This window comes from Blastococcus sp. CT_GayMR19 (genome assembly GCF_004570385.1).
In the GTDB taxonomy this organism is placed as follows: domain Bacteria; phylum Actinomycetota; class Actinomycetes; order Mycobacteriales; family Geodermatophilaceae; genus Blastococcus_B.
Genome location: NZ_SPQL01000002.1, coordinates 1 through 23,637, shown reverse-complemented (window position 1 = coordinate 23,637; position 23,637 = coordinate 1). Strand labels below are relative to the sequence as shown.

The window sequence follows — 23,637 nt, the reverse complement described above, 5'->3', positions numbered from 1 at the left end:
GGGGTGCATCCGGTCAGTGTCCACGGGCCGCCGTCCCTCCGCCCGTCGTCACGGTGCCGGCGGACCGCCCGCGACGTCCTGGCCGGGACGCGCCGGCAGTTCCGACTGCACCCGCCGCCAGTGGTAGACGTACACCGGGCCGACGATCAGCAGCGTGGTGGCCGACCCGACCAGGCTGAGCACCTCCTGGCGCCGTTGCGAGTCCTTGGCGAGCTCCTCCTGGCGCTCGATCTCCTCGTCGCTCATTCCGCCGTCGGGGCTCGCCGGGTCGGGGAAGTAGCCGTAGTAGCCCGGGTCCGGGTAGAACACGCCCACGGTGCTGCGCACCAGCGAGACCGCGGCGAACAGGCTGACCACCAGCGTGATCAGGCAGACCAGGTACAGGTACGCGTTGCGCAGGGTCAGGCGGTCCGAGGCCGGCACGTCGGCTCCTCTCCGAGGCCCGCGGTCCTCCCGCGGGTGGCCCGGATCGTCCCGCAATGTCCGGCCTGACCAGCGCAAAGCTGCGAAAGCGTTATGTCCGGGGGTCGCCGTCCTCGTCGGTCAGCGGGCCCGGCAGGTTGACGACGATCGCCTCCTGGGTGCTGCGGGCGAGCACCACGACGGCCTCGTCGTCCGTCGGGTTCTCCTCCCGGTGCGGCGTGAAGGGAGGAACGAAGACGTAGTCGCCCGGCCCGGGCGTCAACCGGACCTCCTGACCGTTCTCGGCGAAGACGAACACGGGGTGGCCCGACACGACGTAGATCGCCGTCTCGGAGTCGCCGTGGTGGTGGTTGGCGGACGCCGTCCGGGCGGCCACCGCCGTCTGGCCCATCCAGACGCGCTCGGAGCCGACCGTCTGGGCGGACACGGCCTCGCGCCGGGACATCCCGGGCGTCTGACCGGTGTCCGGCGACAGGTCCCCGGCGCGGACGTGCCGCAGCGGACGGTGCCATTCGTCGTGTGCCATGACTCTCCTCGCGGGCCGGGCTCGGTCAGGGCAACCTAGCGGGCCGACGAGCTGCCCAGCCGCCCGACGCCGCCGCATCGGGACCCGCGCGTGCGGGGCCCGGTCAGGGGCGGCTCCGTCTCGGCAGCAACCGGCGGCATTCGCTGGACAGACCTTCGGCGTCGAGATGGGCGCGGACGACCTCCGCAATGCGACGACGCTCGTCGGCCCGTTCGCGGAGCACGGCCGCAAGGGTGGGGTTGGACCGGTCGGCCCGCCGGTCCAGGGCGGACGCGGCCTCCAGTTGGACGGCGAGCCGCCGGAGGTTCTCGAGCGCCTCGCGGCGGCGCTCGACCGTCCGGTTCCGCAGTGCGATCGCTTCGATCTGGGCGTCGAGGTGACGGGTGAAGCTCACGTCGGTACTCCTCACGGTCGGCTTTCCGCGCTCTGCTCATGAGGACGACGCCCGCGCGAGGACATGACGGGCGGAGGGCGGCTCCGGTAGCGCTCAGGTGGACACCGCCGGCCGGCGCGTTTGTGCGCTGGGTCCGCGTCATGCGCCGCGGTGCACGGCGTCACGACGGGATGACGCCCGCCGGCCCGGGGCAGTGTGTCGTCCCCGCGGCGCCCTCCCCGCCAGGGGTGCTCGGACGCGGTGCCCGGCGGCGTTTGGCAGGGTGACGCGTCGTGGACGTGCTCTTGCTGGTCGCGGGCGGCGTGGTCGTCTTCCTGGCCAGCGTGCTGGGCGGCGTCACGGGGTTCGGATTCGCCCTGGTCTGCACCCCGCTGCTCCTGCTGACCGGGTTCGCGCTGCCCGACGTCGTGATCGTGAACCTGACGATCTCCGGTGTGGCCCGGTTGTTCGCGGTGGCGCGGCTGCGTTCCTTCGTCAACCGTCGCCGGGCCGGCTGGCTGGTTCTCGGCTGCGTGCCGGGTCTGCTCCTGGGCCTGCTCCTGCGGGACGCCGTCGACGACGCCGTGCTCAAGGTGGGCGCCGGCAGCGTGGCCGTCGCCGTGGCCGCCTATCTGCTGTTCCGGCCGCCGGCTCCCCGCGCGGCGGACGCCGGGCCGCCGCCCCGCCTGCAGTCGGGGGTGGCCGGGCTGCTCGGTGGGTTCCTGGGCATGACGACGTCGCTGAACGGGCCACCGCCGGTCATCCTGCTCTCCCGCCAGCGGGCCGAACCGCGGGAGTTCATCGCGGACATGGCGGTGTACCTCATCTGCTGCAACGGGATCGCGCTCGCCCTGATCGCGATGAGCGGCGGGCTCGAGCTGGACCGGCTCGGCCCCCTGCTGGCGTGGTGGCTGCCCGGCGCGCTGGTGGGCAACACCGTCGGCCTGGCCTACGGCTCGCGGCTGCCCGTCGACCTGTTCCGCAGGCTCACGCTGATCCTGGTGATGCTCACCGGCCTGGCGACCGTGGTCACCACACTGGCCGGGCGGTGACCGGGCTCAGTCGAGGCGCCAGCTCACCAGCGCGGAGGCCATCGGTGTGGCGGACCAGATCAGCAGCGCGGCGACGGTGAGCGCCACGAGGAGCAGCGCGACGGCGACGGGACGTGCAGCCCGCCGGCTCTGCGGGAAGGTTCCGAATTCCTGGACGACGGCGAGCGCGCTGAGCCCTCCGACGGCCATCACCCCGAGCGGCGCCAAGGACAGCGAGAGGCCGGCGGCCAGATCCACCCAGCCGCGCCCGCTGCCCTGCGGCCAGAGGTCCTTCGGGTCATGCGCCCCGCTCGTGAGCTCGGCCAGCGGCAGGGCATCGAGGCCGTTCACGTAGTACGGAATCACCAGGCCCACCACGAAAGGGGCGACGCAGGCCACGAGCCAGGCCACCAGGACGACGACCGACCGCCACGTGCGCGGCGTGCTCGTGTCCGCCTCCTTCGTCACCGTCACCGTCACCGCCACCGCCACGGCCGCAGCCTGGCAGGCGAGCGGTGGGGCGACAAGGCCCGTGACCCGGAAGCGCGACGCGCCACCGGAGGTCAGGGTGGTCGGAACCTACGAGGAACGCAGGCCCCGGCGCGGAGCCTCGCTGGCGTGCGCGATCAGTCCATCCGCCACGTGGTGAGGGCAGCGCTGGTGTCCCCGAGGAACCAGGCGAGCCCCAGGGCGCACGCGCCGGTGAGGACGATCATCGCTGCCGCGGCGGTGCGGCGGATGTCTCCGGTCAGCAGGCCGGCGATCCCCGCCGCCGCGCTCCCGAGACCTATGAAGGCCAGGGCGAGCGGCGTCAGGGCGAGCGAGAGGAAGCCGGCCAACTGGGCAAGGCCCCCGACGAATCCCTGCGGCCACAGATCCTTGGGATCGTGCCGACCGCTCGCCATCTCCTCCAGCGGCAGGAGGTGCAGGCCGTTGACGTAGTAGGGCAGGAGTACCCCGATCAGGTAGGGCAGGGTGCCCAGCACGGCCACGGCGATCAGCCACCCCACCAGCCGCCAGTCGCGGTCGGTCCGCGGGCGGGCCTCGGTCGTCGTCACGCGCGGAGACTCCCAGGGCCGCGGCGGCCGAGCAAGAAGCTGTTCTGCGTGGCGCCCGTGCGAGTGACTCCGTCAGGACGGCGTGATCGACAGCGTGAGCCGGCGCCGGCCGTCGTCGGAGCGCGCGGTGGCGAGGCGCTCGGCGGACGGCGTGCCGTACTCGGTGGTGCGCTGACGGGCCGGACGCCCGACGGCGGCGGCGATGGCCTCCAGCTCGGCGATCGTCTTCAGCGAGCCGTTCTCGCTGCCGGCCATCCGGCTGATCGTCTCCTCCATCAGCGTGCCGCCCAGGTCGTTCGCCCCGCCCCGCAGCACCGCCTTCGTGCCGGCCTCGGCCAGCTTCACCCACGACGTCTGGATGTTGTGGATCCGCCCGTGCAGCAACAGCCGGGCGACGGCGTGCACGGCCCGGTTCTCCCGCACCGTCGGCCCCGGGCGGGCCACGCCGGCCAGGTAGATCGGGGAGTTGTGGTGCACGAAGGGCAGCAGCACGAACTCGGTGAAGCCGCCGGTCTCGTCCTGCAGCGCGGCCAGGGTCCGCAGGTGCGCGACCCAGTGCGCCGGGGTGTCCACGTGCCCGTACATCATCGTCGAGGTGGTCGGCAGGCCCACGCGGTGCGCCGTCCGGACGATCTCCAGCCAGGTCGCCGTCGGCAGCTTGCCCTTGGTCAGCACCCAGCGGACGTCGTCGTCGAGGATCTCCGCCGCGGTGCCCGGCACCGAGTCCAGGCCCGCCTCCTTCGCGGCGGTGAGGAAGTCGACGAACGACAGCCCGGTGCGGGCCGCGCCGTTGACGATCTCCATCGGGCTGAACGCGTGCAGATGGATGCCGGGCTGCCGCTTCTTCACCTCGCGGGCCAGGTCGAAGTACGCCGTGCCGGGCAGGTCGGGGTGGATGCCGCCCTGCATGCAGATCTCGGTCGCGCCGGCCGCCCACGCCTCGTCCACCCGGTCGCCCACCTGCTGCATCGACAGCGTGTAGGCGTCGGCGTCGGTGCGCCGCTGGGCGAAGGCGCAGAACCGGCAGCCGGTGTAGCAGACGTTGGTGAAGTTGATGTTCCGGTTCACGACGTAGGTGACTGAGTCGCCGTTGACGTCGGCGCGGACGGCATCGGCCAGCGCGGCGAGGTTCTCCAGGTCCGTGCCGTCCGCGCCGAGCAGGGCGAGGTACTCGGCGTCGCTCAGCCCGGCCGGGTCCTGCTCGGCGTGCAGCAGTGCGGCCAGCACCTCGCGGTCGCCGGCGTGCAGCGCGGTGGAGTGCCCGTCCCGTGCTGACGTCGTCCGGTCGCGGAGTTCGGCCCAGTCGCCGTAGACGGCATCGAAGTCGCTGCGCCGGTCCGACGTCCGGCCGATCGTGTCCACCTCGACGTGCAGGTCGACCCGGCCCGACGACGTCCACGACTCGTCCGGCTCCTGCCAGGGCAGGCCCACCGGGACCCGGCCCTCGACGGCGAGCCCGTCCGGTCCGGCGAGGGCGAACACGTGCGGGCGCACCCGCGGGTCCAGCCACGGCTCGGGCGCGAGCACGTACGGGGGCTGGGCGGCCAGCCGCTCGCGCAGCTCGAAACCGGCTTCCGCGGTGAGCAGCGCGAGCTTGTCGATGTTCGGCCACGGCCGCTCGGGATTGACGTGGTCGGGGGTCAGCGGCGACACACCGCCCCAGTCGTCGACCCCGGCCCGGAGCAGGAGCCCGAGCTCGGTGGAGTCCGACAGGTTCGGTGGCGCCTGCACCCGTGCCTTCGGGCCGAGCAGCAGCCGGGTCACGGCCACCGCGGCCACGTACTCCTGCAGGTCCAGGTCGTCGTGCGCCTGCATCGCCGTCCGCGGCTTCGCGCGGAAGTTCTGGACGATGACCTCCTGCACGTGCCCGTGCCGCTGCGCCGAGGCCTTGATCTCGCGGATCGCGTCGACGCGCTCGGCGTAGTTCTCCCCGATCCCCAGCAGCACGCCGGTCGTGAACGGGACGGCGGAGCGGCCGGCGTTCTCGAGCACCCGCAGCCGGACGGCGGGCTCCTTGTCGGGCGAGCCGAAGTGCGGGCCGCCGGGCTCCGACCAGAGCCGCGTCGCCGTGGTCTCCAGCATCATCCCCATGGAGGCGGAGACCGGCTTGAGCCGCTGGATCTCCTCCCACGACAGCACGCCCGGGTTGAGGTGGGGGAGCAGCCCGGTCTCCTCCAGCACCCGGATCGCCATGGCGCGCAGATAGGCCAGGGTCGAGTCGAAGCCGTGTGCGTGCAGCCACTCGCGGGCCACCGGCCAGCGCTCCTCCGGCCGGTCGCCGAGGGTGAACAGCGCCTCCTTGCAGCCCATCGCCGCGCCGGCCCGGGCGACGTCGAGGACCTCGTCGGGGGAGAGGTAGGGCGCCTTGCCGGCGGCGCGCAGCTGCCCCGGCGTCGTCACGAACGTGCAGTAGTGGCAGCGGTCGCGGCACAGGTGGGTGAGCGGGATGAACACCTTGCGGCTGTAGGTGACGACGCCCGGCCGCCCGGCCGAGGCCAGCCCGGCGTCGCGGACCCGACCGGCGGCCGCCAGCAGCCGGTCGAGCGGCTCGCCCTCGCCGAGCCCGCGGGCGTGCAGCAGCGTCTCCGCCTCGATGGCGTCCAGCGCGACACCCCGCTCGGCGCGCACGACGGCGCGGCGGACGGCAGACCCGGACGGAGGAGGCAGCGGACTCATGACGCCGAGAACGCTAGTCGCGGCAGCGTGGGTCCAGAACTCCTGCCCCGGCCGCCGGTGCGGCGAGTGTGCAGAAATCGGGGCTCAGCCGCGGTCGAGGCCCCGATTTCCGCACACTCGCGCCGCCGCAGCGCTCACACGTCGCGGCGCGAGAAGGACAGCGCGGTCAGACCCCAGATCACGGCGATCCACACCGCGGCCCAGACCAGGTACGCGGGGGTCAGCGGGGCGTCGGCCAGGAACGGGAACCCACCCCCCTCGTCGGCGTTCATCTGGAAGAGGGCGCCCGGGTCCTGGAAGCCGTTCATCGCCCCGCGCCACAGCCCGTCGGTGGGCAGGATCATCCGCGACACGATGCCCACGCGCTCGACGCCCTCGTTGCCCAGCGCCCCGCCGAGCCCCCCGACCACTCCGGCGACCCACGTCGCCCCGAACAGCCCGACGGAGACGATGCCCGAGGCCATCGGCGAGACGACGCTGGACAGCAGGAGAGCCAGCGTCAGCAGCACGACGGTCTCCGCCGCGAGCAGCGCGAGCCCGGTGGCCGGCGCCGGCGGCCAATAGCCGACCACGAAGAAGACGACGAGGATCTGGGCGAGGCCGGCCAGGATCACGTAACCGCAGCCGAAGGCGGCCAGGCCGAGCCACTTCCCAAGCAGCACGGCCGAGCGGCGGACCGGGCGGGCGAGGATCGCCAGCGCCTGCCCGGACTCGACCTCGCCGGCCAGGGTGGGCCCGGCGAGGAAGGCCGTGCCGATCGCCGCGATGAGGCTGAAGCCGAACATGATCAGGTTGAGCAGCAGCGAGGCGACGAGGCGTGCTTCCCCGCTGGTCATGGTGCCCAGCTCGCTGTCCAGGCCGATCAGCTTCGAGAAGCCCCAGCCGCTGAGCGCGAGCAGCACCACGGTGAGCGCCAGGAGTGCCCACACGACCCGCCGTCGGGCGGCCTCGCGCAACGTGAGCCCGGCGATGATCAGTGCGGTCACGTGGCCTCCTCGCCGGCGCTCGTCGGCCACGCGACCGGCGGTGCCGTGTCCATCGGTGACCTCGCAAGCTCGGTCACGTGCCCTCCTCGCCGGCGCTCGTCGGCCACGCGACCGGCGGTGCTGTGTCCATCGGTGACCTCGCAAGCTCGGTCACGTGCCCTCCTCGCCGGCGCTCGTCGGCCACGCGACCGGCGGTGCCGTGTCCGTCCGTGACCTCGCAAGCTCGGTCACGGGGCGGGCTCCGCGCGGGCGGGCTCCTCGTGCCGCAGCACGGCGAGCAGGCGCTCCTCGAGGCTGATCCGCGCCGGCTCGACGGCGTGCACGCGGACACCCAGGCCGACGAGGTCGCGCACCAGGTCGGGCACGGTGACGCCGTCGTCGTCCGCGGCGAGCTGGACGGTGAACCAGTCGCCGCTGCGCGTCAGCGTGCCGGAGGCGCGCATCCGGTCCTCCGCACGGCCGTCCGCGTCGGCCAGCCGCAGCCGGACCTCGCGCTGAACCAGCAGCTCGGCGAGGCTGCCCGATGCCGCCACCCGGCCCTTGTCGAGGATCACCACCCGGTCGCACACGCGCTCGACCTCCCCGATGAGGTGGGAGTTGAGCAGCACGGCGATGCCGCGCGACTTCAGCGAGAGCACGAGGTCCCGGACGTCGACCCGGCCGAGCGGGTCGAGCGCGCTCGTCGGCTCGTCGAGCACGACGAGCTCCGGCCGGGCGACCAGCGCGACCGCGAGCCCGAGCCGCTGCTGCATGCCCTTGGAGAACCCGCCGACCCGGTCGCCGGCACGGTCCGCCAGGCCGACGAGGGCCAGGCACTCGCGGCTCTCGGAGGCACCGACGTCGGCCCGTGAGAGCCGGACGTGCAGGTCGAGCACCTCGGTCGGGGTCAGCCACGGCTGGTAGCGGAACAGCTCGGGCAGGTAGCCGACGGCACTGCGCGACCGTGGATCGGACGACCGCCGGCCGAGCAGCATCACCTCGCCCGCGTCGGGCTGCACGAGGCCCAGCAGCATCTTGATGACGCTGGTCTTGCCGGCACCGTTGGGGCCCAGCAGGCCCAGCACCTCGCCGCGGGCGACCGTGAAGGAGACGTCGTCGACGGCGGTCTGGCGTCCGTACCGCTTGCGCAGACCGGAGCACCAGACCGCCGGCGACGCCGGCAGGCCGGCGAGCACGTCGGCCGTGGGGGCCGCGGCCGGGATCTCGGTGGTCACTCCCCGGACGCTAGTGGCCTCAGCTGAGGTCACGGGCGACCGACAGGAGCTCGTCGGCGCTCAGCGTTCCGGCGACACCCGTCATCACCCCGTCCTCGACCCAGACCACCCCGGCGAAGAGCCCGTCGCGGGAGGTGAGCACGGTCGCCTCCGAGCCGCCGACGTCGGCCGTGGAGCTGGTCACCAGCTCCGCCGGTACGGGCAGCGGCAGCGTTCCGCCCTCGGCCGATAGGTCGCGCAGCTGGTCCGCGAGCCCGTCGGGCAGGCCGGGGAGGGACAGCAGGTAGTCGCGCACGGTCTCGAACGGCACGCCCGACGAGTAGACCGTGGGTGCGACCACCCGGGCGACGACGAGCGTCGGCACGCCGGTCGGCTGCGACCAGATCGCCGCGACGGCCGGACCGGCATCGAGCCGCAGCGAGCTGCCGTCGAGCCCGGCGGGCGGGGGCGGCAGGACCTCGCCCTCGGCGGCGGCCGCCTGGGCCGCCTTCGCCGCCGAGAAGGTGAACGTGGCGCTCGCGACGCCGGCGGCCTGGTAGGCCGGGGTCCCGGTCACGCCCTCGGGCAGCTCGGCCACCTCGGGGACGTCGAGACCGGTCCGCTCACGGGCAGCGGCCGCGTCGGCCACCTGCTCCGGCGCCGGTTCCTTCGTGACCTCGAGGTCGCCGTAGGCGGACAGGTCGGGCACCTGGACGAGGTCGGTCGAGGTGATCTCGACCGGATCGACGCGCTCGGTCTGGAAGATCGGCAGCCAGTCGTTGGCCGCGGCGACGCCCGCTCCGGTCACCAGGACCACCGCGCTGAGTGCGGCGATCGCGGGACGGCGAACCGTCGTCCGCCAGCGGCTCCGCCGGCTGCTGAAGGCAGCCGGCCGCGGTGCGGCGGTCGCGGTCGTCGTCGAGAGCCGGGCCCACGCCGCGTCGGTGTCGACGGCGCCGGAGGTCGCCAGCGCGGCGCCGACGAGCCGCGCGTCGGCGCGGGCGGTGTCCAGTGCAGCCAGGCAGGCCGGGCAGGCGGCGACGTGGGCGCGATCGTCGTCGGTCACACCGGCCGGCTCGTCGACCAGTCGGCGCAGGACGCCCTCACTCGGGTGACGCATGGCGGTTCAGCTCCTTGAGCAGGACGGACTCGGCGCGGCGCACGGTGGTGCCCACGCTCCCTGGGGACAGATCGAGTGCGGCGGCGACCTCGGCGTAGCTGAGGCCGCTGTGCCGGAGCACAAGCGCGGCGGCCTGCTTGTGCGGCAGCCGGGCGAGCGCGGCACGGACGGAGCTCCGTTCCTCGCGGGTGATCACGAGGTCGGCGACATCGGGGACGACGGTCGGGCCGTCGCCGGCGGACTCCTCCCGTGCGCTGCGGCGGCGCCCGGAGCGGAGCAGGTTGAGGGCCGTGTGCGTGGCGGCCACGGTCAGCCAGCCCGCGGCCTCGCCCACCGGTACCGACGAGCGGCCGAAGGAGAGGAACACCTCCTGGGCGACGTCCTCGGCCTGATCGCGCGAGCCGAGGACGCGGGCGGCGATCGACACCACCCGCGGGTAGTCGCTGCGGAACACGGCCTCGAGATCCGGCCGGATGTCCGTCCGGTCCCGCGAGATGCCCACCGTCCCCGTCCCCGTCCGCTCAGGCCGGGCCGGGCGCAGTCCGGCCACCGACAGGGGGGCGGTCACCGCCGGCCGAATGAGTTCCACATGGAGAGAGCACCGCCGACGCCCGGAATGTGACACGCACCGGCAGATCTTCCCGGCAGCCGGTCACGGTCGGCCGAGGGCGCTGCCCGACTCGTCGACGTATCGGCCGCGCAGGCGGACCAGCGGCGCGGCGGCCGGGTTGAGCACCGGGACGTCCTCGAGCTCCAGGAGGGCCAGCACGTGGTCGCCGGCCGGCACGAGGCGCTCCAGCCGGCAGTCCACCGAGGCCAGGCCGTCGCGGAGGACGATCGCGCCGCTGCCGGTGGCGCGCGTCCACGGCACCGACTCGAGCAGGTGGCGTGCGCTGGGCCGCCCGTGCGAGGCGAACCGGCTGGCCACGATCGCGTGCTGCGCGCCCAGCACGGTCAGCGCGCACCGGCCGACCGCCTCGAGCACCTCGACCGGGTACCCGCCGGCGGTCAGCCCGACGGCGACCAGCGGTGGCGCGGCGGAGACGCTCATGACCGAGCTGACCGTCGTCCCGACGTCGTCGATGTCGTCCTGCACGGTGAGCAGGCAGACGCCGGCGGCGTACTGCCGCAGCGCCGTGGTGAAGTCCGCGGGATCGACGGGCATGGCGGCCAGTCGACCACACGCCGAGCGCCGAGGGGCCGGCGTCCCCGGTCGGATCAGGTCACTCGTGCCAGCGCGGGGACGTGGTGCGCGGGGGGACCATGGCGGCCTCCGTGACCACCAGCCGCGGCTCGCCGCTGCCCATGGCCTCGGCGAGGGCCCCGGCCAGCGCCGGTCCCACCCCGCTCACCCTCGCCGCCGCGATGCCGAAGGACTCGGCGAGCGCAGCGAAGTCCGGGCGCACCAGATCGACACCGCGGTGCTCGTCTCCGGCGTGGTCCTGGTCGTAGCGCAGCATCCCGTAGCCGCCGTCGTCGACGACGAGGACGGTCACCGGGAGCCGTTCCTGCGCGAGCGTCGCCAGCTCACCGACGGCGAACATGAAGCCGCCGTCCCCGCACACCGCGAGCACCGGACGGTCCCGGAGGACCCCCGGGCCGATGGAGGCGGGCAGTGCGTAGCCGAGCGTTCCCCAGCCGACGGGGTACTGCAGCGTCCTCGGCCGGTCCACGCGGCCGTAGCCACCGAACCAGTAGCCAGGAATGGCCATGTCCGCGACGACCACCGCGCCGGCCGGCAGCCCGGTCCGGACCGACTGCAGGAACTCGAGTCCTGCCGCGGCTCGGGGATCCGTACCGAGCCGGTCCCAGCACGTGGCACGGATGTCCGCCAGACGTTCCTCGACCGGGGGCCGGGGCCGGCCGGGCAGCGTCAGCAGCGCGCGCAGGGCGAGCTTCGCGTCGGCGAGCAGGGCCACGGCCGGCTCGTAGTTCTTGGTGAGGTCCGCGGGGTCGCAGTTGACGGCCGCCATCGCGGCGGGCAACGGCATCGACCAGTTCCGGGTCATCATCCCGTCGAAGTCGCTGCCCACCGCGATCATCAGATCCGCGTCGGCGATCAGCGCGGCGACCTCGGGCTCGTGCGGCGGGAGGCCCACGGTGCAGGGATGGTCCGCCGGGAGGATGCCGCGCGCCGCGAAGGTCGTCACCACCGGGGCCTGCAGCCGTTCGGCGAGTGCCGCCACCTCGGCGCCTGCGTCGGCCTGGACGGCGCCGCCGCCGATCCACAGGACGACGTTCGGGGACCGCTCGACCAGCGTGTGCAGGGCGTGGACCGAGGCCTCGTCCGGCGCGGTGCGGTCGACGGACAGCTCGGGAACCGGCGGGCCCGGCTCGGACAGGACATCGGTCGGGACGTCCAGGTAGACCGGGCCGCGAGGACCCGTCATGGCGGCGCGGATGGCCTCGGCCACGGCCGTGGCGGCGTCCTCCGGAGTCCTCGGCCGGAACACCGCCTTGGCCAGCGGTTCGAAGATGCCGGCCTGGTCGCGGGACTCGTGCAGGATCCCGCGGCGGACGCCGGGCCGCGCCAGCTGGGTCGACACCTCGCTGGCCACCAGCACCACCGGGGTACCCGACGCCGCGGCCTCCCCGAACGCGCCGGCGGCGTTCGCGGCGCCGGGGCCGGTCGTGGTGAGGGCGACGCCGAGCCCGCCGGTCGAGCGCGCCAGCCCGTCGGCCGCGTAGACGGCGGTCTGCTCGTGCCGGACCCCGACGATCCTCGGCAGCCCGGATCCGGTCTCGCGCCAGAAGGACAGGTTGTGCACGCCGGGGAGTCCGAAGGCCGTCCGCACGCCGGCCGCCGCGAACGCCTCGAGGATCCGTCGGGCGACGGGTGGTGCGGGGCTCATCGCGGGGTCTCCGCCGGACCGCGTGGCGCCGAGGGGCATGGCGGGCAGTCGACCACACCGACAGGATCAGTGGCATGACCAGTGCAGCGGACAGCACCTATGACGTCGTCGTCCTCGGTGCCGGGTCGACGGGGGAGAACGTCGCCGACATCGTCGTCCGGGGTGGTCTGACCGCGGCGCTCGTCGAGTCCGAGCTCGTCGGCGGTGAGTGCTCCTACTGGGCCTGCATGCCGAGCAAGGCGCTGCTGCGCGGAACCGAGGCGCTGACCGAGGCGCGTGCGGTGTCCGGGGCGGCGCAGGCCGTCACGGGGGAGCAGGACGTCGCGGCGACCCTCGAACGTCGCAACACGTTCACCTCGCACTGGGACGACTCCGGGCAGGCCGCGTGGGTGCTGGGCGCCGGGATCACCCTGGTCCGCGGCACGGGGCGGCTGGACGGCGAGAAGACCGTCGTCGTCACCGACGCGGACGGCACCGAGACCCGGCTCACCGCCCGGCACGCGGTCGCGGTCTGCACCGGCTCCGACGCGGCCGTCCCGCCGATCGAGGGGCTGCGCGAGATCGAGCCGTGGACGCCGCGCGAGGCCACCAGCGCCAAGGAGGTGCCCGGCCGCCTGCTGGTCGTCGGCGGCGGGGTGGTCGGCTGCGAGATGGCGACGGCCTGGCAAGCGCTCGGCTCGCAGATCACCCTCATCGAACTGGGGGACCGTCTGCTGCCACCGCTGGAACCGGCCGCCGGCGACGCCGTCGCCGCCTCTCTGCGCGAGCACGGGGTCGACCTCCGGCTGGGCAGCGGCGTGAGCGCGGCCCGCCGCGACGGCTCCGAGGTGGTGCTCACGACGCCCGAGGGCGAGGTGCGCGGCGACGAGGTCCTGGTCGCCGTCGGCCGCCGGCCGCGCACCACGGGCATCGGCGTGGAGACCGTCGGGCTGGAGGCGGGCAGGTACCTCGACGTCGACGACTCCCTGCGGGTCCGCGGCTCCGACTGGCTCTACGGGATCGGTGACGTCAACGGCCGGAAGCTGCTCACCCACATGGGCAAGTACCAGGCACGCCAGGCCGGTGCGGCGATCGTCGCGCGCGCGAAGGGCGAGCAGGTCTCGATGGCCGCCTGGTCGCCGTTCGTGGCCACCGCCGACCACGACGCGACGCCGTCCGTCGTCTTCACCGATCCGCAGGTCGCGAGCGTGGGGCTGACGTCGGTCGAGGCGGCGAGGCGCGAGCTGCCGCACCGCGTCGTCGAGTACGCGATCGGCAACGTGGCCGGGGCCTCGGTGTTCGCCGACGGCTACACGGGGACGGCGATCGCGGTTCTCGACACCGAGCGCGAGGTGCTGCTCGGGATGACGTTCATCGGGTCCGGTGTCGCCGAGATGATCCAGGCGGCGACCATCGCGATCGTCGGCGAGGTGCCGATCGCGCGGCTGTGGCACGCCGTCCCGGCCTATCCGACGATCAACGAGATCTGGCTGCGGCTGCTGGAGACCTACCGCGGGTGATTCCGTGCTGCCAGCATCGGGCCCGCCCGCTGCCCGCCGCACTGGAGCCGCCGCACATGACGAGCGCGATGCCGCCATCCGATCCGGACGTCCTCGCCGTCCTCGATCGGTATCGCACCTGCGAGTTCGCCACCCTCGGCAAGGACGGCGTGCCGATCGCCTGGCCCACGGCCACGCTGCACCGCCCGGACGGCACGTTCCTCATCACGACGTCGATCGCGCTGCCCCAGAAGGCCTACAACATCCGCCGCGACGGCCGGGTGGCGATGCTGTTCAGCGAGCCGACGGCCAGCGGCCTGGTCGGCGCTCCGCAGGTGCTCGTCCAGGGCACGGCCGTCTGCCCCGACGAGATCGTCACAGACGTCCTGCCCAACGCCGAGTACTGGCGGCGGCTGCACGAGAGGCAGCCCTTCAACAAGACCTACGGCGCCAACGCCGTCACCCGACGGTTCTTCGACTGGTACTACATGCGGCTGCTGATCACGGTGACCCCGACGGCCTGGACGGTCCGGCCGCCGCTGCCGCCGGGCCCGGCGACCGTTCCGGACGGCGGATCGCAGGGTGTGTCCGGTGCGGCGCTGTCGGAGCTGGCGGGCTATCCCAGCGCGGTCCTGGCCAGCCGCACCGACGACGGCATGCCGAGCCTCCGGCGGGTCCGCGTCACGGGGCCGGCCGCCGCCGGGCGGCTGCGGCTGGCCGTGCCCCCGGACGACTCGCTGCGACCGGGGCCGGTCAGCCTGCTCGCCCACTCCCACGACGAGCAGCTGTGGTCGCTGCGAAGCGTCGTCGTGACCGGGGAGCTCGTCGAGGGTGACGGCTGGACCTTCCGGCCCGAGCGGATCATCGGCGGCGGTGGCACCGCGACCCCCCTGGCGATCATTCGTCAGCTGCGCGCACTCCGGCGCACCGCGCAGGGCTACCTGGACCGCCGCTCGCTGGCCCGCCCGCCGATCCCGTGGGCCGACCTGAGGACGATCAAGGCAGTGGGAACGGCGCGTCGTCCGGGGGTGGCAGCAGGCCCGCCGTCGTCGCCGTGACGGTCATCGACTCGAACCGCGCCTGACCGCCGAACAGCGACAGGAACGCGGTGTCGGCGGCGTCCCGGCCGGCGCAGATCCGCACCAGCGAGCTGGTCGGCGCCAGCCGGGTGGCGTCGACCACGCACCAGGTGCCGTCGATGTCGGCCTCGACCACCGCGTGGAAGTCCATCGGGGACAGCCCCGGCGCGTAGACGGCCACCAGCCGCGCGGGGATCTCCAGCGCCCGGAGCAGCGTGATCGTGAGGTGCGCGTAGTCGCGGCACACGCCCTGGCCCGCCAGGAGCGTGTCGACGGCGGTGTCCACCGGCCGGCTGGCGCCGGAGGTGTAGACCAGGCGCCGGTTCACCCACTCGGCGACGGCGGGCACGAGCTCGGCCCGCGGCAGGGAGCGGTCGAACTCGGTGGTGGCGAACCCTTCGAGCTGGTCCGACGGGCAGTAGCGGCTGGGACGCAGCGCCGCGGCCCACTCGGCCGGCGTCACCGGGCGCGGGCCTCCGCCGGTCTCCGCCGCGGCGGAGTAGGTGATGGTGGTCTGCCCCTCGCGCAGCTCGAGGCGGTGCACCCGGGCGCCGTCCACCTCGAGCTCCTCCGGCTCCACGGAAGTGGCGCCGGAGAGGACCGTCAGCTGCTCGGACACCGGGGCGGCGACGGCGACCTGGAGGAGCGCCGTCGCCGGGGCGGGGGAGGAGACGGTGAGCGTGGCGGCGACGTCGATGCGCATGGCTGCATCGTTGCGTCTTCGCAGGTCCGACGCCCTGTGTGCTCCCTCACGCAGCCCGTCGGCCGTCCGGGTCAGTCGTCCTCGGGGTCGACCAGGTCCTCGAACAGGTCCCGGCGCGTCACGAACTCACCGGTCTCGTCGACGCCGAAGTCGTGGTGGAAGGCCGCGGCCGGGTCGATCCCGCGCGGGGCCGGTCGCGTCATCGGCGGCAGCGGCTCGGGCATGAGCTCGCCGGCGACGATCTCGGCCGGGGCGTCGATGAGCTCGCCGAGCAGCACCTCGGTGGGGCTGGGCAGCGGCGCCGGCCGGCCGAACGCGTAGCCCTGCGCCATGGCGCACCCGTGGTCGAGCAGCCAGGCGGCCTGGTCGAGGTCCTCGATGCCCTCGGCGATGACCTGCAGCCCCATGCCCCGCCCGAGCTGGAGCAGCCCTTGGACGAGGGCGGCCGTGGCCGGCTCGGTCACCACGTCGGCGACGAAGGAGCGGTCGATCTTGACGGTGTGGATGGGCAGCCGGTGCAGTGCGGTGATCGCCGAGTAGCCCGTGCCGAAGTCGTCCAGGGCGAGCGTGACGCCCTGATCGGTGACGACGGCGACCGAGTGCAGGGTGGCCTCCGCCGCGAACAGCGCCGTCGACTCGGTGATCTCGAGCTCGAGCCGCTCGGGGGCCAGGCCGGACTCCGCCAGCGCCGCGGCGACGAGCTCGCTGAAGCCCTCCTCGGCGAGGTGGCGGGCGGAGATGTTGACGTGCACGCGGAGGTCCGGCGGCCAGGAGGCGGCGTCGTTGCAGGCCCGCCGGAGCACCCAGGCGCCGAGCTTGGCGGTCAGCCGGTTGTCCTCGGCGGCGGACAGGAAGGCCGCCGGGGGGAGGAGCCCTCGGGTCGGGTGCTCCCAGCGGATCAGCGCCTCGTAGCCCAGCAGCGTCTCGTCGGCCAGGTGCACGATCGGCTGGTAGAAGAGCCGCAGCTCCTCGTTGTCGAGCGCGTGGCGCAGGTCGGTCTCCAGCTGGAGCGCGTCGATCTCGCCGTGGGTGAGCGCGGCCTCGTAGACCTCGACGCGGGCGCGGCTGCCCTCGGACTTGGCCTTGGTCAGCGCGCTCTGGGCCTGGCGCAGCAGGTCGTCGGGGGTCATGTCCGCGCCGAGGGTGAGCCCCACGCTGGCCGACAGGCTGATCTCGCGCTCGTTGACGACGAACGGCTCGTCGAGCACGCCGAGCAGGCGGTCGGCGAGCGCGCGCAGGCCGTCCAGGTCCTCGACGTCCTCGGCGACCACGAGGAACTCGTCCGCGCCGAGGCGCACCGCGGTGTCCTCGACGCGGGTGCTCCACCGGAGCCGGTCGGCCACCTGGCAGAGCAGCAGGTCGCCGGCCTCGTGGCCGAGGGTGTCGTTGACCGCCTTGAAGCGGTCGATGTTGAGGTGCACCAGGCCCACCTGCAGCCCGCGGCGCCGGGACAGCGCGACCGCGTGCCGCAGCCGGTCGGTGAGGGCGCGGGCGTTGGGCAGGCCGGTGAGCGGGTCGACGAACGCGCGGCGGACCAGGTCCTCCTCCGCGCGGCGGCGGTCGGTGACGTCCACGAGCGAGAGGACGACGAACTGCGGGGCGCCGGTGTTGTGCCGGACGACCTCGTGGGACTGGACCACCCAGAGCTCGCTGCCGTCGGAGCGCCGCAGCCGGCGCTCCCCGTCGTTGAGCAGGTGCGGGTCCAGCTGCGGCTCGCCCGGCGCGGCGTCCAGGCCGAGGTCGCCGACGACCGGGTTGTCGGGGTGGTCCAGCAGGTCCAGGTGCCGCCCGGCGAGCTCCTCGGCAGTGCGTCCCGCGAGGGCGCACAGCATCGGGTTCGCCACGAGGATGTGGCCGTCGAGGTCGACGAGCGCCTTCGGGATGGGGGCGGAGAGGAACAGGGCCTGGAAGAGCTGGCCGCGGTCGGCGAGCAGGGTGTCGATGGCCCGCAGTCGCTGCCGGGCGGCTCCGGGGGTGCCCGCGGGGGGCCGGGGCATCTCGGGCGCGGGAAGGCTCACGACCACAGAGTCACTCACTCGAAGCGAGAAGTGACGGAACCTGCCGACGGAGAGTCGTGTTCGCGCCGTCACTCGACGTGAGAAAGCGCAGCTCCCGTCACAGGGGTCTCTCGTACCTCGCGGCTACGGGAGCGTCGCCCGAACTTTGGCAACAAGTGGGGACGGCGCCCACCGGGATCACCGCCCGCTCGGAGATCTCTCCGGGTCGCCGAGGGGGCGCTGGACGGGCGTTGATCGGGGGAATGCGCGGGCGGTCAGCTTCCTTCGCGAACGGGGATGATCTCGTCGGCCAGCAGGCCGTGCGCTTCGCGGTGGACCGTCGCCGCGGCCTCGGCGTCGGGCGCCTCGACCAGGCAGAACACCTTGCCCGAGGCCTCGTCGAACCAGTAGCGCTGGTACTCGACGCCGTGCTTGGCCTGCACCTCGAGGTCCCGCTGGTGCGCCCCCGCGACGGCCTCGGCGGTGAGGCCGTCCACCTTGTTGTGCACGTCCATGAAGAGGGCCATGCCTGGCTCCTTGGGACAGGGCCGGCGTGCGGATGTGCCGGCCGCGCTGGGCTGGACGACGCATTGTCCTGCGCCCCCCTGCACGCGGGAAGTCCGCGGTTCGCGGTGCGCGGAGCGCCGACGAGAGCGGGCCCGCGGGGCGTCACAGCGGTGCGCGGTGCCTTCGCCGACCGTCACCCGACGCGGAACGGGTCGTCGCGGGTCGGCCGCGGCCGCGGTGGTCGGACAGGCTGCAGGCGTGGCGACCGAGACCGACGAGGACCGCTGGGTGGAGGCGCAGTCCCGACGGGAGACGCAGCGGGCGCAGCGCTTCCTCGACGCGCATCCGGCGCCGCCGCGGGACGACTCAGCCGCGTAGGTCGAAGCCGAGATCGAGCACCGGGGCGCTGTGGGTGAGCGCGCCGACGGCCAGGTAGTCGACTCCCGTGGCGGCCACCGCGGCCGCCCGGGCCAGGTCGAGCCCGCCACTGGCCTCCAGCCGGACGCCGGTGCCGCGGACCATCGCCACGGCTTCGCGGGTCTGACCCAGCCCGAAGTTGTCGAGCAGCACGAGCTCCACCCCGGCCGCGAGCGCCTCCTTGACCTGGTCGAGCGTGTCGCACTCGACCTCCAGGTGGACGTCCGGCGCGGTCGCCCTTACCGCCTCGACCGCCGCCGTGAGACCGCCCGCGGCGGCCACGTGGTTGTCCTTGATCAGCGCGGCGTCGCCGAGGCCCATCCGGTGGTTGACCCCGCCGCCGCAGCGGACGGCGTACTTCTCCAGCGCGCGCAGCCCGGGGGTGGTCTTGCGGGTGTCCCGGATGGCCGCGCCGGTGCCGGCGACGGCGTCCACCCAGCGGCCGGTGATCGTCGCCACGCCGGACAGGTGGCTCACCAGGTTCAGCGCGGTTCGCTCGGCGGTCAGCAGCGCCCGGGTGGGGCCGCTGACGGTGAGGACGGCACGCCCCGGCTCGGCCGGCGTCCCGTCCGTCGCGTGCAGGACGACGTCCACGGCCGGGCCCCCGATGAGGTCGAAGACGGCCGCGGCGACCGGCACCCCGGCGAGCACACCGGCCGACCGCGGGACGACGACCCCGGTGGCCCGTGCGTTATGGGGAACCGTCGCCTCGGTGGTGACGTCGGGGCCGTAGGCGAGGTCCTCCTCCAGCGCTCGGCGGATGACCGCCTCGACCTCGGCCGGGTCGAGCCCGGCCGACGTGAGGGCGGCGGCGATCTCGCGGCGCAGTGTCATGCCACGACCCGGGCAGGCACGCGGATCGGCTCGGTGCGCGTGTGCAGCCGGCCGTCGTCGTCGAGCCGGTGCACGAGACGGACCTGCCACTCGGGTCGGGTCCCGGGTGCGTCGGACCGCCGGTGCGCGCCCCGGCTCTCCGTCCGGGCCAGGGCCCCGGTGCTCACCAGGGTCGCGACGGTGTGCAGCGCGGTCGCCTCGAGCGCGGCCACGTCCAGGGGGCGGCGCCGGGCCAGCCGGGGGACGCCGGCCAGCACGCCGGTCAGCCGGCGAAGGCCTTCCCCGTCGCGCAGGACGCCGGCGAACCGGGTCATGGCGGCGGTGACGGCCGGCCGGGCGGTGGCGTCGATCGCCCCGGTCGAAGCTCTGCCGTCGACGTGTTCCCCGCCGGTGGGCAGCTCGTCCGCGAGCAGCTCCGCGCACCGCCGGGCCGCGACCAGCCCCTCCGGAATCGAGTTGGAGGCCAGCCGGTTGGCGCCGTGGACGCCGGTGCACGCGACCTCGCCGACGGCGTAGAGACCGGTCACGCTCGTCCGCCCGTCGAGGTCGGCCAGCACGCCGCCGCACGTGTAGTGCGCGGCCGGGGCGACCGGCACGGGCTCGCGGGTGAGGTCGAATCCGGCCTCGCGGCAGGCGCGGAGGATGCCGGGGAAGCGGCGGGCGAGGAATTCGGCCCCGAGCGCGGTCGCGTCGAGCCAGACGTGCTGCTCGCCGGTCGCCGCGAGGTGGGTGGCGATCGTGGCGGACACGACGTCGCGCGGGGCGAGGTCGGCCAGCGGGTGGGCGCCGACCATGATCCGGCGTCCCGACCCGTCGACCAGCACGGCACCCTCGCCGCGCACGGCCTCGGAGACCAGCGTCTGCTGCCCCTCGGCGCCCGGCCCCGTCCAGAGCACCGTCGGGTGGAACTGCACCATCTCGACGTCGGAGACCTCGGCGCCGGCGCGCAGCGCCAAAGCGAGGCCGTCGCCGGTGGTGCCCGCGGGGGCGGAGGCGGCCGCGTAGACCTGCCCGTACCCGCCGGTGGCGAGGACGACGGCCCGCGCGCGGAGCTCGGTGTGGTCGACCAGCGCGCCGTCGTCGATGCGGGCGACCCGGAGACCGACGACCCGGCCGTCGGCGCTGCGCAGGGCGTCGAGGGCGGCGGTGTGCTCGAGCACGTCGATGCCGCGGGCCCGGAGTGCGCCGGTCAGCGTGCGGGTGACCTCGGCACCGCTGGCATCGCCGCCGGCGTGCACGATCCGGTCGCGGCTGTGCCCGCCCTCCCGGGTCAGCGCCGGGCGTCCGTCCGTCGCCAGGTCGAGGCGGGCGCCGAGCGCTCGCAGCTCGGCGATGGCGGCGGGCGCCTCCGCGACCAGGGTGCGGACGGCGTCCTCGTCGCAGAGGCCCGCACCGGCGACCAGGGTGTCCTCGACGTGCAGGTCGGCGTCGTCGTCGGGCCCGAGGACCGCGGCGAGGCCGCCCTGGGCCCACGCGGTGCTGCCGTCACCGAGCGCCCCCTTGGTGACCAGGGTGACGGCGCGTCCGGCGTCGGCCAGCGCGACGGCGGTCATCAGACCGGCGGCGCCGCTGCCGACGACCACGACGTCGGTCGTGCGGCGCCGGGCGGCGGGGGGCAGTGGCAGCGCGGTGCAGACGACGGCGGTGCGCCGCACCGGGAGCAGCCTCATTCCGCGACCGGGGACGGCGTGCCGAGGGCGATCATCGCCTCGACGGCGGAGCGGGCCCGGGCGGCGATGTCGGGGTCGACGGTGACCTCGTCGCGGCCCTCGCGCAGGGCGCGCAGCAGCTTCTCCGGCGTCGACATCTTCATGTAGGGGCAGGCCGCGCGGGCGTTGACCGGCTGGAAGTCCGTGACCGGGTTGGCCTGGCGGAGCTGGTGGAGCATGCCGATCTCGGTCGCGACCAGCACCCGCTTCGCCGTCGTCCGCCGGGCCTCCTCCAGCATTCCGCCCGTGGACAGCACGTGGACCCGCTCGGTCGGCAGCTGGCCGTCCGAGACCATCCAGAGCGCGCTCGTGGCGCAGCCGCACTCGGGGTGGACGAGCAGCTCGGCGTCGGGGGCGTTCGCGACGCTCTGCCGCAGGTCGGTGGGGGAGATGCCGGCGTGCACGTGGCACTCGCCCATCCAGATGCGCATGTTCTGCCGCCCGGTGACGCGCTGGACGTGCGCGCCGAGGAACTGGTCGGGGAGGAAGAGCACCTCGCGGTCGGCCGGGATCGACTCGACGACCTCGACGGCGTTGGACGACGTGCAGCAGACGTCGGTCTCGGCCTTCACCTCGGCGGTGGTGTTGACGTAGGAGACGACGACCGCGCCGGGGTGCTCGGCCTTCCAGGCGCGCAGCTGATCGGCCGTGATCGTGTCGGCCAGCGAGCAGCCCGCGTTCGCGTCCGGGACCAGCACGGTCTTCTCCGGCGCGAGGATCTTGGCGGTCTCGGCCATGAAGTGGACGCCGGCGAAGACGATCGTGGAGGCGTCGCTCGAGGCCGCGAGCCGCGAGAGCGCGAGGGAGTCGCCCACGTGGTCGGCGACGTCCTGGATCTCCGGGGCCTGGTAGTTGTGCGCCAGGATCACCGCGTCCCGCTCGGCGGCGAGCCGGCGCACGTCGGCGCGCCAGGAGGCCCACTGCTCATCGGACCAGGTGGCTGCGGTCGGGGCGGTGAGGATGGCGGTCACCGGGGCCTCCGTCGGGGGGTGGTTTCTTACTCACAGTCGAAAACCGACGGGAGCAACCTAGCATTCCCGTCGTGACATCTGTGTGGTCCTCACCGGATCGGCCGGCCTATCCCCACCACGCGCTCGCCGTGGTGCTGCAGGTCCGGTCGGCGCGGCTGCACGTCATGCTCTGGCGGCGCGCGGCCGAGCCGTTCGCGGGCGCGTGGGCGCTGCCCGGCGGACCGCTCCTGGCCGACGAGACGCTGGGCGCGTCGGTCGCGCGGCAGCTGGCGTCGAAGGTCGAGGTGCGGCAGCTCGCGCACCTCGAGCAGCTGGAGACGCGTAGCGACCCGTCCCGCGACCCACGGGGTCGGACGGTGGCGACGGCCTACCTGGGGCTGATCCCGTCCGACCTGGACCCGGTCCTGCCGGAGGACACCACGTGGCACCCGGTGGACGCATTGCCGGTGACCGCGTTCGACCACGGCTCGGTCGTGGGCTCGGCGCTCGCCCGGCTGCGGGCGAAGCTCTCGTACACGAACGTGGGGTTCGCCCTCGCCCCGCCGACGTTCACGATCGCGGAGCTGCGCGAGGTCTACGTCGCCGCACTGGGCTACGAGGTGACGGCGACGAACCTCCAGCGGGTGCTGCTGCGCCGGGGTGTGCTGGCGGCGACGGGGGAGCACACGGCGTCCGGCCGCGCCGGGGGACGCCCGGCGATGCTCTACCGGTTCGCGTCCCCGACGCTGGAGGTCACCGACCCGTTCGCCGTCCTCCGCCCACCCACCGAGCGGCCGGGCCGGGCGGGCGGGTCCGTCTCCTGACCGGCGCCGACGCCGTTCGCGGGCGGACCACGGCTTGGTCCGGTGACGGACGGTGGTCCGGCCCGGCCCCTTCGAGGGATATGCGTCGCCCGAACGGGCGCATGGCCGGGGCGACGGTCACGGACGGTCACCTGGGCGGCGAGGATTGCCGCCATGACGGACACGAGTGGCCGGGGCCGCGCCCAGGAGTGGGCCCGGAGGGTCGCCGCGTCCCTCGCCGCCGTGGCCGCCGCGGCCGGCCTCGTCGCCTTCTCGCACCTCGGCGCCTTCGACGACAGCAACGATCCGTTCCCGCACTCGGTGGTCGTTCACCCGGGCTGACCCGGCCGCGGCCCAGGGCTGAGCCACGGCCCAGGGCTGATCAGCACCCCTCCGAGTGAGAAAGGGCCCGGCTTCGGCTCGCCTGGGCCGACGAACGCCCGATAACGCCATGAGGACGTTTGTCGATCGAGGAGACGGAACTGTCATGGCATGGACGATGGGGGCCCTCGGGGCCTGGTACGGCCTCGCGGTCGTGGTTGCGGTGCTGGGATTGGCCGCGGAGCGCCGTGAGCAGGGGGAGTCGACCTCCTCCTCCGTTCGTGCGGCGGTGCAGCGTCTGCGGAACGGCCGGCGTGCTCTCGCCGACCGCGTGGGGCCGGTGACGCGGAACCGGTTCGCCGCCGCGGACTGACCCGCGCGAAGAGCTCGGACACCGCCCGCCGATCAGGCCGGCGGTGGGCAGACGGGCTGGAGCGGTAGGCCGCAGGTCACGCCGGGGACCAGTGCCGGCGGAGGCGCAGGCGGCAGCGGTGCCGGCGGCAACGGAACGCTCGGCGGGACGGGTGCCGGCGGAAGCGGCACCGGTGCCGCCGGGGGCGGGGCCGGAGCGGGCGCGGGCTCGGCCGCCGTCGGCGGTGGG

Annotated in this window: 24 protein-coding genes; 6 read left to right on the top strand and 18 right to left on the bottom strand. The window is 74.3% G+C overall.

Going from position 1 to position 23,637, the window contains the following annotated elements; all coding sequences use genetic code 11:
• Window positions 1–48: 48 nt before the first annotated feature.
• The 3 genes from E4P39_RS02690 to E4P39_RS02680 form a co-directional block, all read right to left on the bottom strand.
• Complete coding sequence (locus tag E4P39_RS02690; protein ID WP_135134871.1) at window positions 49–423, bottom strand: hypothetical protein; 375 nt, start codon at window positions 421–423, stop codon at window positions 49–51.
• 91 nt (window positions 424–514) lie between these two features.
• Complete coding sequence (locus E4P39_RS02685; RefSeq protein WP_135134870.1) at window positions 515–949, bottom strand: cupin domain-containing protein; 435 nt, start codon at window positions 947–949, stop codon at window positions 515–517.
• 103 nt (window positions 950–1,052) lie between these two features.
• Window positions 1,053–1,343, bottom strand: a complete 291-nt coding sequence (locus E4P39_RS02680) for a hypothetical protein (protein ID WP_135134869.1) — start codon at window positions 1,341–1,343, stop codon at window positions 1,053–1,055.
• A gap of 272 nt (window positions 1,344–1,615) precedes the next feature.
• Between E4P39_RS02680 and E4P39_RS02675 the strand changes: the two genes are divergently transcribed.
• On the top strand, window positions 1,616–2,374 hold the full coding sequence (locus E4P39_RS02675) for a sulfite exporter TauE/SafE family protein (RefSeq protein WP_135134868.1): 759 nt from the start codon (window positions 1,616–1,618) through the stop codon (window positions 2,372–2,374).
• A gap of 6 nt (window positions 2,375–2,380) precedes the next feature.
• Here the strand turns inward: E4P39_RS02675 and E4P39_RS02670 are convergent, their stop codons facing one another.
• The 9 genes from E4P39_RS02670 to E4P39_RS02630 form a co-directional block, all read right to left on the bottom strand.
• Window positions 2,381–2,845, bottom strand: coding sequence for a hypothetical protein (locus E4P39_RS02670; protein WP_135134867.1), 465 nt, complete (start codon window positions 2,843–2,845; stop codon window positions 2,381–2,383).
• A 134-nt stretch (window positions 2,846–2,979) separates the two neighbouring features.
• Window positions 2,980–3,411 carry a hypothetical protein gene (locus E4P39_RS02665; protein ID WP_135134866.1) on the bottom strand — a complete coding sequence of 144 codons (432 nt, stop codon included), beginning with the start codon at window positions 3,409–3,411 and terminating at the stop codon, window positions 2,980–2,982.
• Between the two features lie 72 nt (window positions 3,412–3,483).
• On the bottom strand, window positions 3,484–6,087 hold the full coding sequence (locus E4P39_RS02660) for a bifunctional FO biosynthesis protein CofGH (RefSeq protein WP_135134865.1): 2,604 nt from the start codon (window positions 6,085–6,087) through the stop codon (window positions 3,484–3,486).
• 134 nt (window positions 6,088–6,221) lie between these two features.
• Window positions 6,222–7,073 (bottom strand): ABC transporter permease subunit, encoded by an 852-nt coding sequence (locus E4P39_RS02655; protein ID WP_135134864.1) that lies wholly within the window; start codon window positions 7,071–7,073, stop codon window positions 6,222–6,224.
• Between the two features lie 227 nt (window positions 7,074–7,300).
• Entirely contained in the window at window positions 7,301–8,287 is a 987-nt protein-coding gene (locus E4P39_RS02650; protein ID WP_245159594.1) for an ABC transporter ATP-binding protein, read from the bottom strand.
• Between the two features lie 19 nt (window positions 8,288–8,306).
• Window positions 8,307–9,386 (bottom strand): hypothetical protein, encoded by a 1,080-nt coding sequence (locus tag E4P39_RS02645; protein WP_135134862.1) that lies wholly within the window; start codon window positions 9,384–9,386, stop codon window positions 8,307–8,309.
• Window positions 9,370–9,954, bottom strand: a complete 585-nt coding sequence (locus tag E4P39_RS02640) for a sigma-70 family RNA polymerase sigma factor (protein WP_245159593.1) — start codon at window positions 9,952–9,954, stop codon at window positions 9,370–9,372. Before E4P39_RS02640 ends, E4P39_RS02645 begins: the two co-directional genes overlap by 17 nt.
• An 84-nt stretch (window positions 9,955–10,038) precedes the next feature.
• Window positions 10,039–10,551: a flavin reductase family protein gene (locus tag E4P39_RS02635; protein WP_135134861.1), complete on the bottom strand. Its 513-nt coding sequence runs from the start codon at window positions 10,549–10,551 to the stop codon at window positions 10,039–10,041.
• Between the two features lie 58 nt (window positions 10,552–10,609).
• Window positions 10,610–12,238: a thiamine pyrophosphate-binding protein gene (locus E4P39_RS02630; RefSeq protein ID WP_209306309.1), complete on the bottom strand. Its 1,629-nt coding sequence runs from the start codon at window positions 12,236–12,238 to the stop codon at window positions 10,610–10,612.
• A 74-nt stretch (window positions 12,239–12,312) separates the two neighbouring features.
• Here E4P39_RS02630 and E4P39_RS02625 point away from each other — a divergent pair, with 74 nt between their 5' ends.
• Window positions 12,313–13,737 (top strand): NAD(P)/FAD-dependent oxidoreductase, encoded by a 1,425-nt coding sequence (locus E4P39_RS02625; protein ID WP_135134859.1) that lies wholly within the window; start codon window positions 12,313–12,315, stop codon window positions 13,735–13,737.
• A 56-nt stretch (window positions 13,738–13,793) separates the two neighbouring features.
• The gene (locus E4P39_RS02620) at window positions 13,794–14,774 is read left to right on the top strand and encodes a pyridoxamine 5'-phosphate oxidase family protein (RefSeq protein WP_209306308.1); all 981 of its coding nucleotides are present in this window, start codon (window positions 13,794–13,796) and stop codon (window positions 14,772–14,774) included.
• On the opposite strand, the gene E4P39_RS02615 is transcribed toward E4P39_RS02620, so the two are convergent.
• The 6 genes from E4P39_RS02615 to nadA form a co-directional block, all read right to left on the bottom strand.
• A complete protein-coding gene (locus tag E4P39_RS02615) occupies window positions 14,713–15,498 on the bottom strand; it encodes a transglutaminase family protein (RefSeq protein ID WP_135134858.1) in 786 nt (261 codons plus the stop codon). The genes E4P39_RS02620 and E4P39_RS02615 overlap by 62 nt on opposite strands.
• A gap of 71 nt (window positions 15,499–15,569) precedes the next feature.
• Window positions 15,570–17,516, bottom strand: a complete 1,947-nt coding sequence (locus tag E4P39_RS02610) for an EAL domain-containing protein (RefSeq protein WP_245159592.1) — start codon at window positions 17,514–17,516, stop codon at window positions 15,570–15,572.
• A 254-nt stretch (window positions 17,517–17,770) separates the two neighbouring features.
• Entirely contained in the window at window positions 17,771–18,022 is a 252-nt protein-coding gene (locus E4P39_RS02605) for a DUF4242 domain-containing protein (RefSeq protein ID WP_135134857.1), read from the bottom strand.
• Window positions 18,023–18,368: 346 nt separating this feature from the next.
• Window positions 18,369–19,253, bottom strand: coding sequence for a carboxylating nicotinate-nucleotide diphosphorylase (gene nadC / locus E4P39_RS02600; RefSeq protein WP_135134856.1), 885 nt, complete (start codon window positions 19,251–19,253; stop codon window positions 18,369–18,371).
• Window positions 19,250–20,923 carry an L-aspartate oxidase gene (locus E4P39_RS02595; RefSeq protein WP_135134855.1) on the bottom strand — a complete coding sequence of 558 codons (1,674 nt, stop codon included), beginning with the start codon at window positions 20,921–20,923 and terminating at the stop codon, window positions 19,250–19,252. The genes nadC and E4P39_RS02595 overlap by 4 nt, the downstream gene beginning before the upstream one ends.
• A complete protein-coding gene (gene nadA / locus E4P39_RS02590) occupies window positions 20,920–21,933 on the bottom strand; it encodes a quinolinate synthase NadA (RefSeq protein WP_135134854.1) in 1,014 nt (337 codons plus the stop codon). The genes E4P39_RS02595 and nadA overlap by 4 nt, the downstream gene beginning before the upstream one ends.
• Window positions 21,934–22,004: 71 nt before the next feature.
• Here nadA and E4P39_RS02585 point away from each other — a divergent pair, with 71 nt between their 5' ends.
• From E4P39_RS02585 to E4P39_RS02580, 3 genes are all read left to right on the top strand, one after another.
• Window positions 22,005–22,736 carry an NUDIX domain-containing protein gene (locus tag E4P39_RS02585; protein WP_135134853.1) on the top strand — a complete coding sequence of 244 codons (732 nt, stop codon included), beginning with the start codon at window positions 22,005–22,007 and terminating at the stop codon, window positions 22,734–22,736.
• A 153-nt stretch (window positions 22,737–22,889) separates the two neighbouring features.
• Complete coding sequence (locus tag E4P39_RS22105; protein ID WP_167761533.1) at window positions 22,890–23,057, top strand: hypothetical protein; 168 nt, start codon at window positions 22,890–22,892, stop codon at window positions 23,055–23,057.
• Between the two features lie 145 nt (window positions 23,058–23,202).
• Window positions 23,203–23,409, top strand: coding sequence for a hypothetical protein (locus E4P39_RS02580; RefSeq protein ID WP_135134852.1), 207 nt, complete (start codon window positions 23,203–23,205; stop codon window positions 23,407–23,409).
• Window positions 23,410–23,637 lie beyond the last annotated feature (228 nt).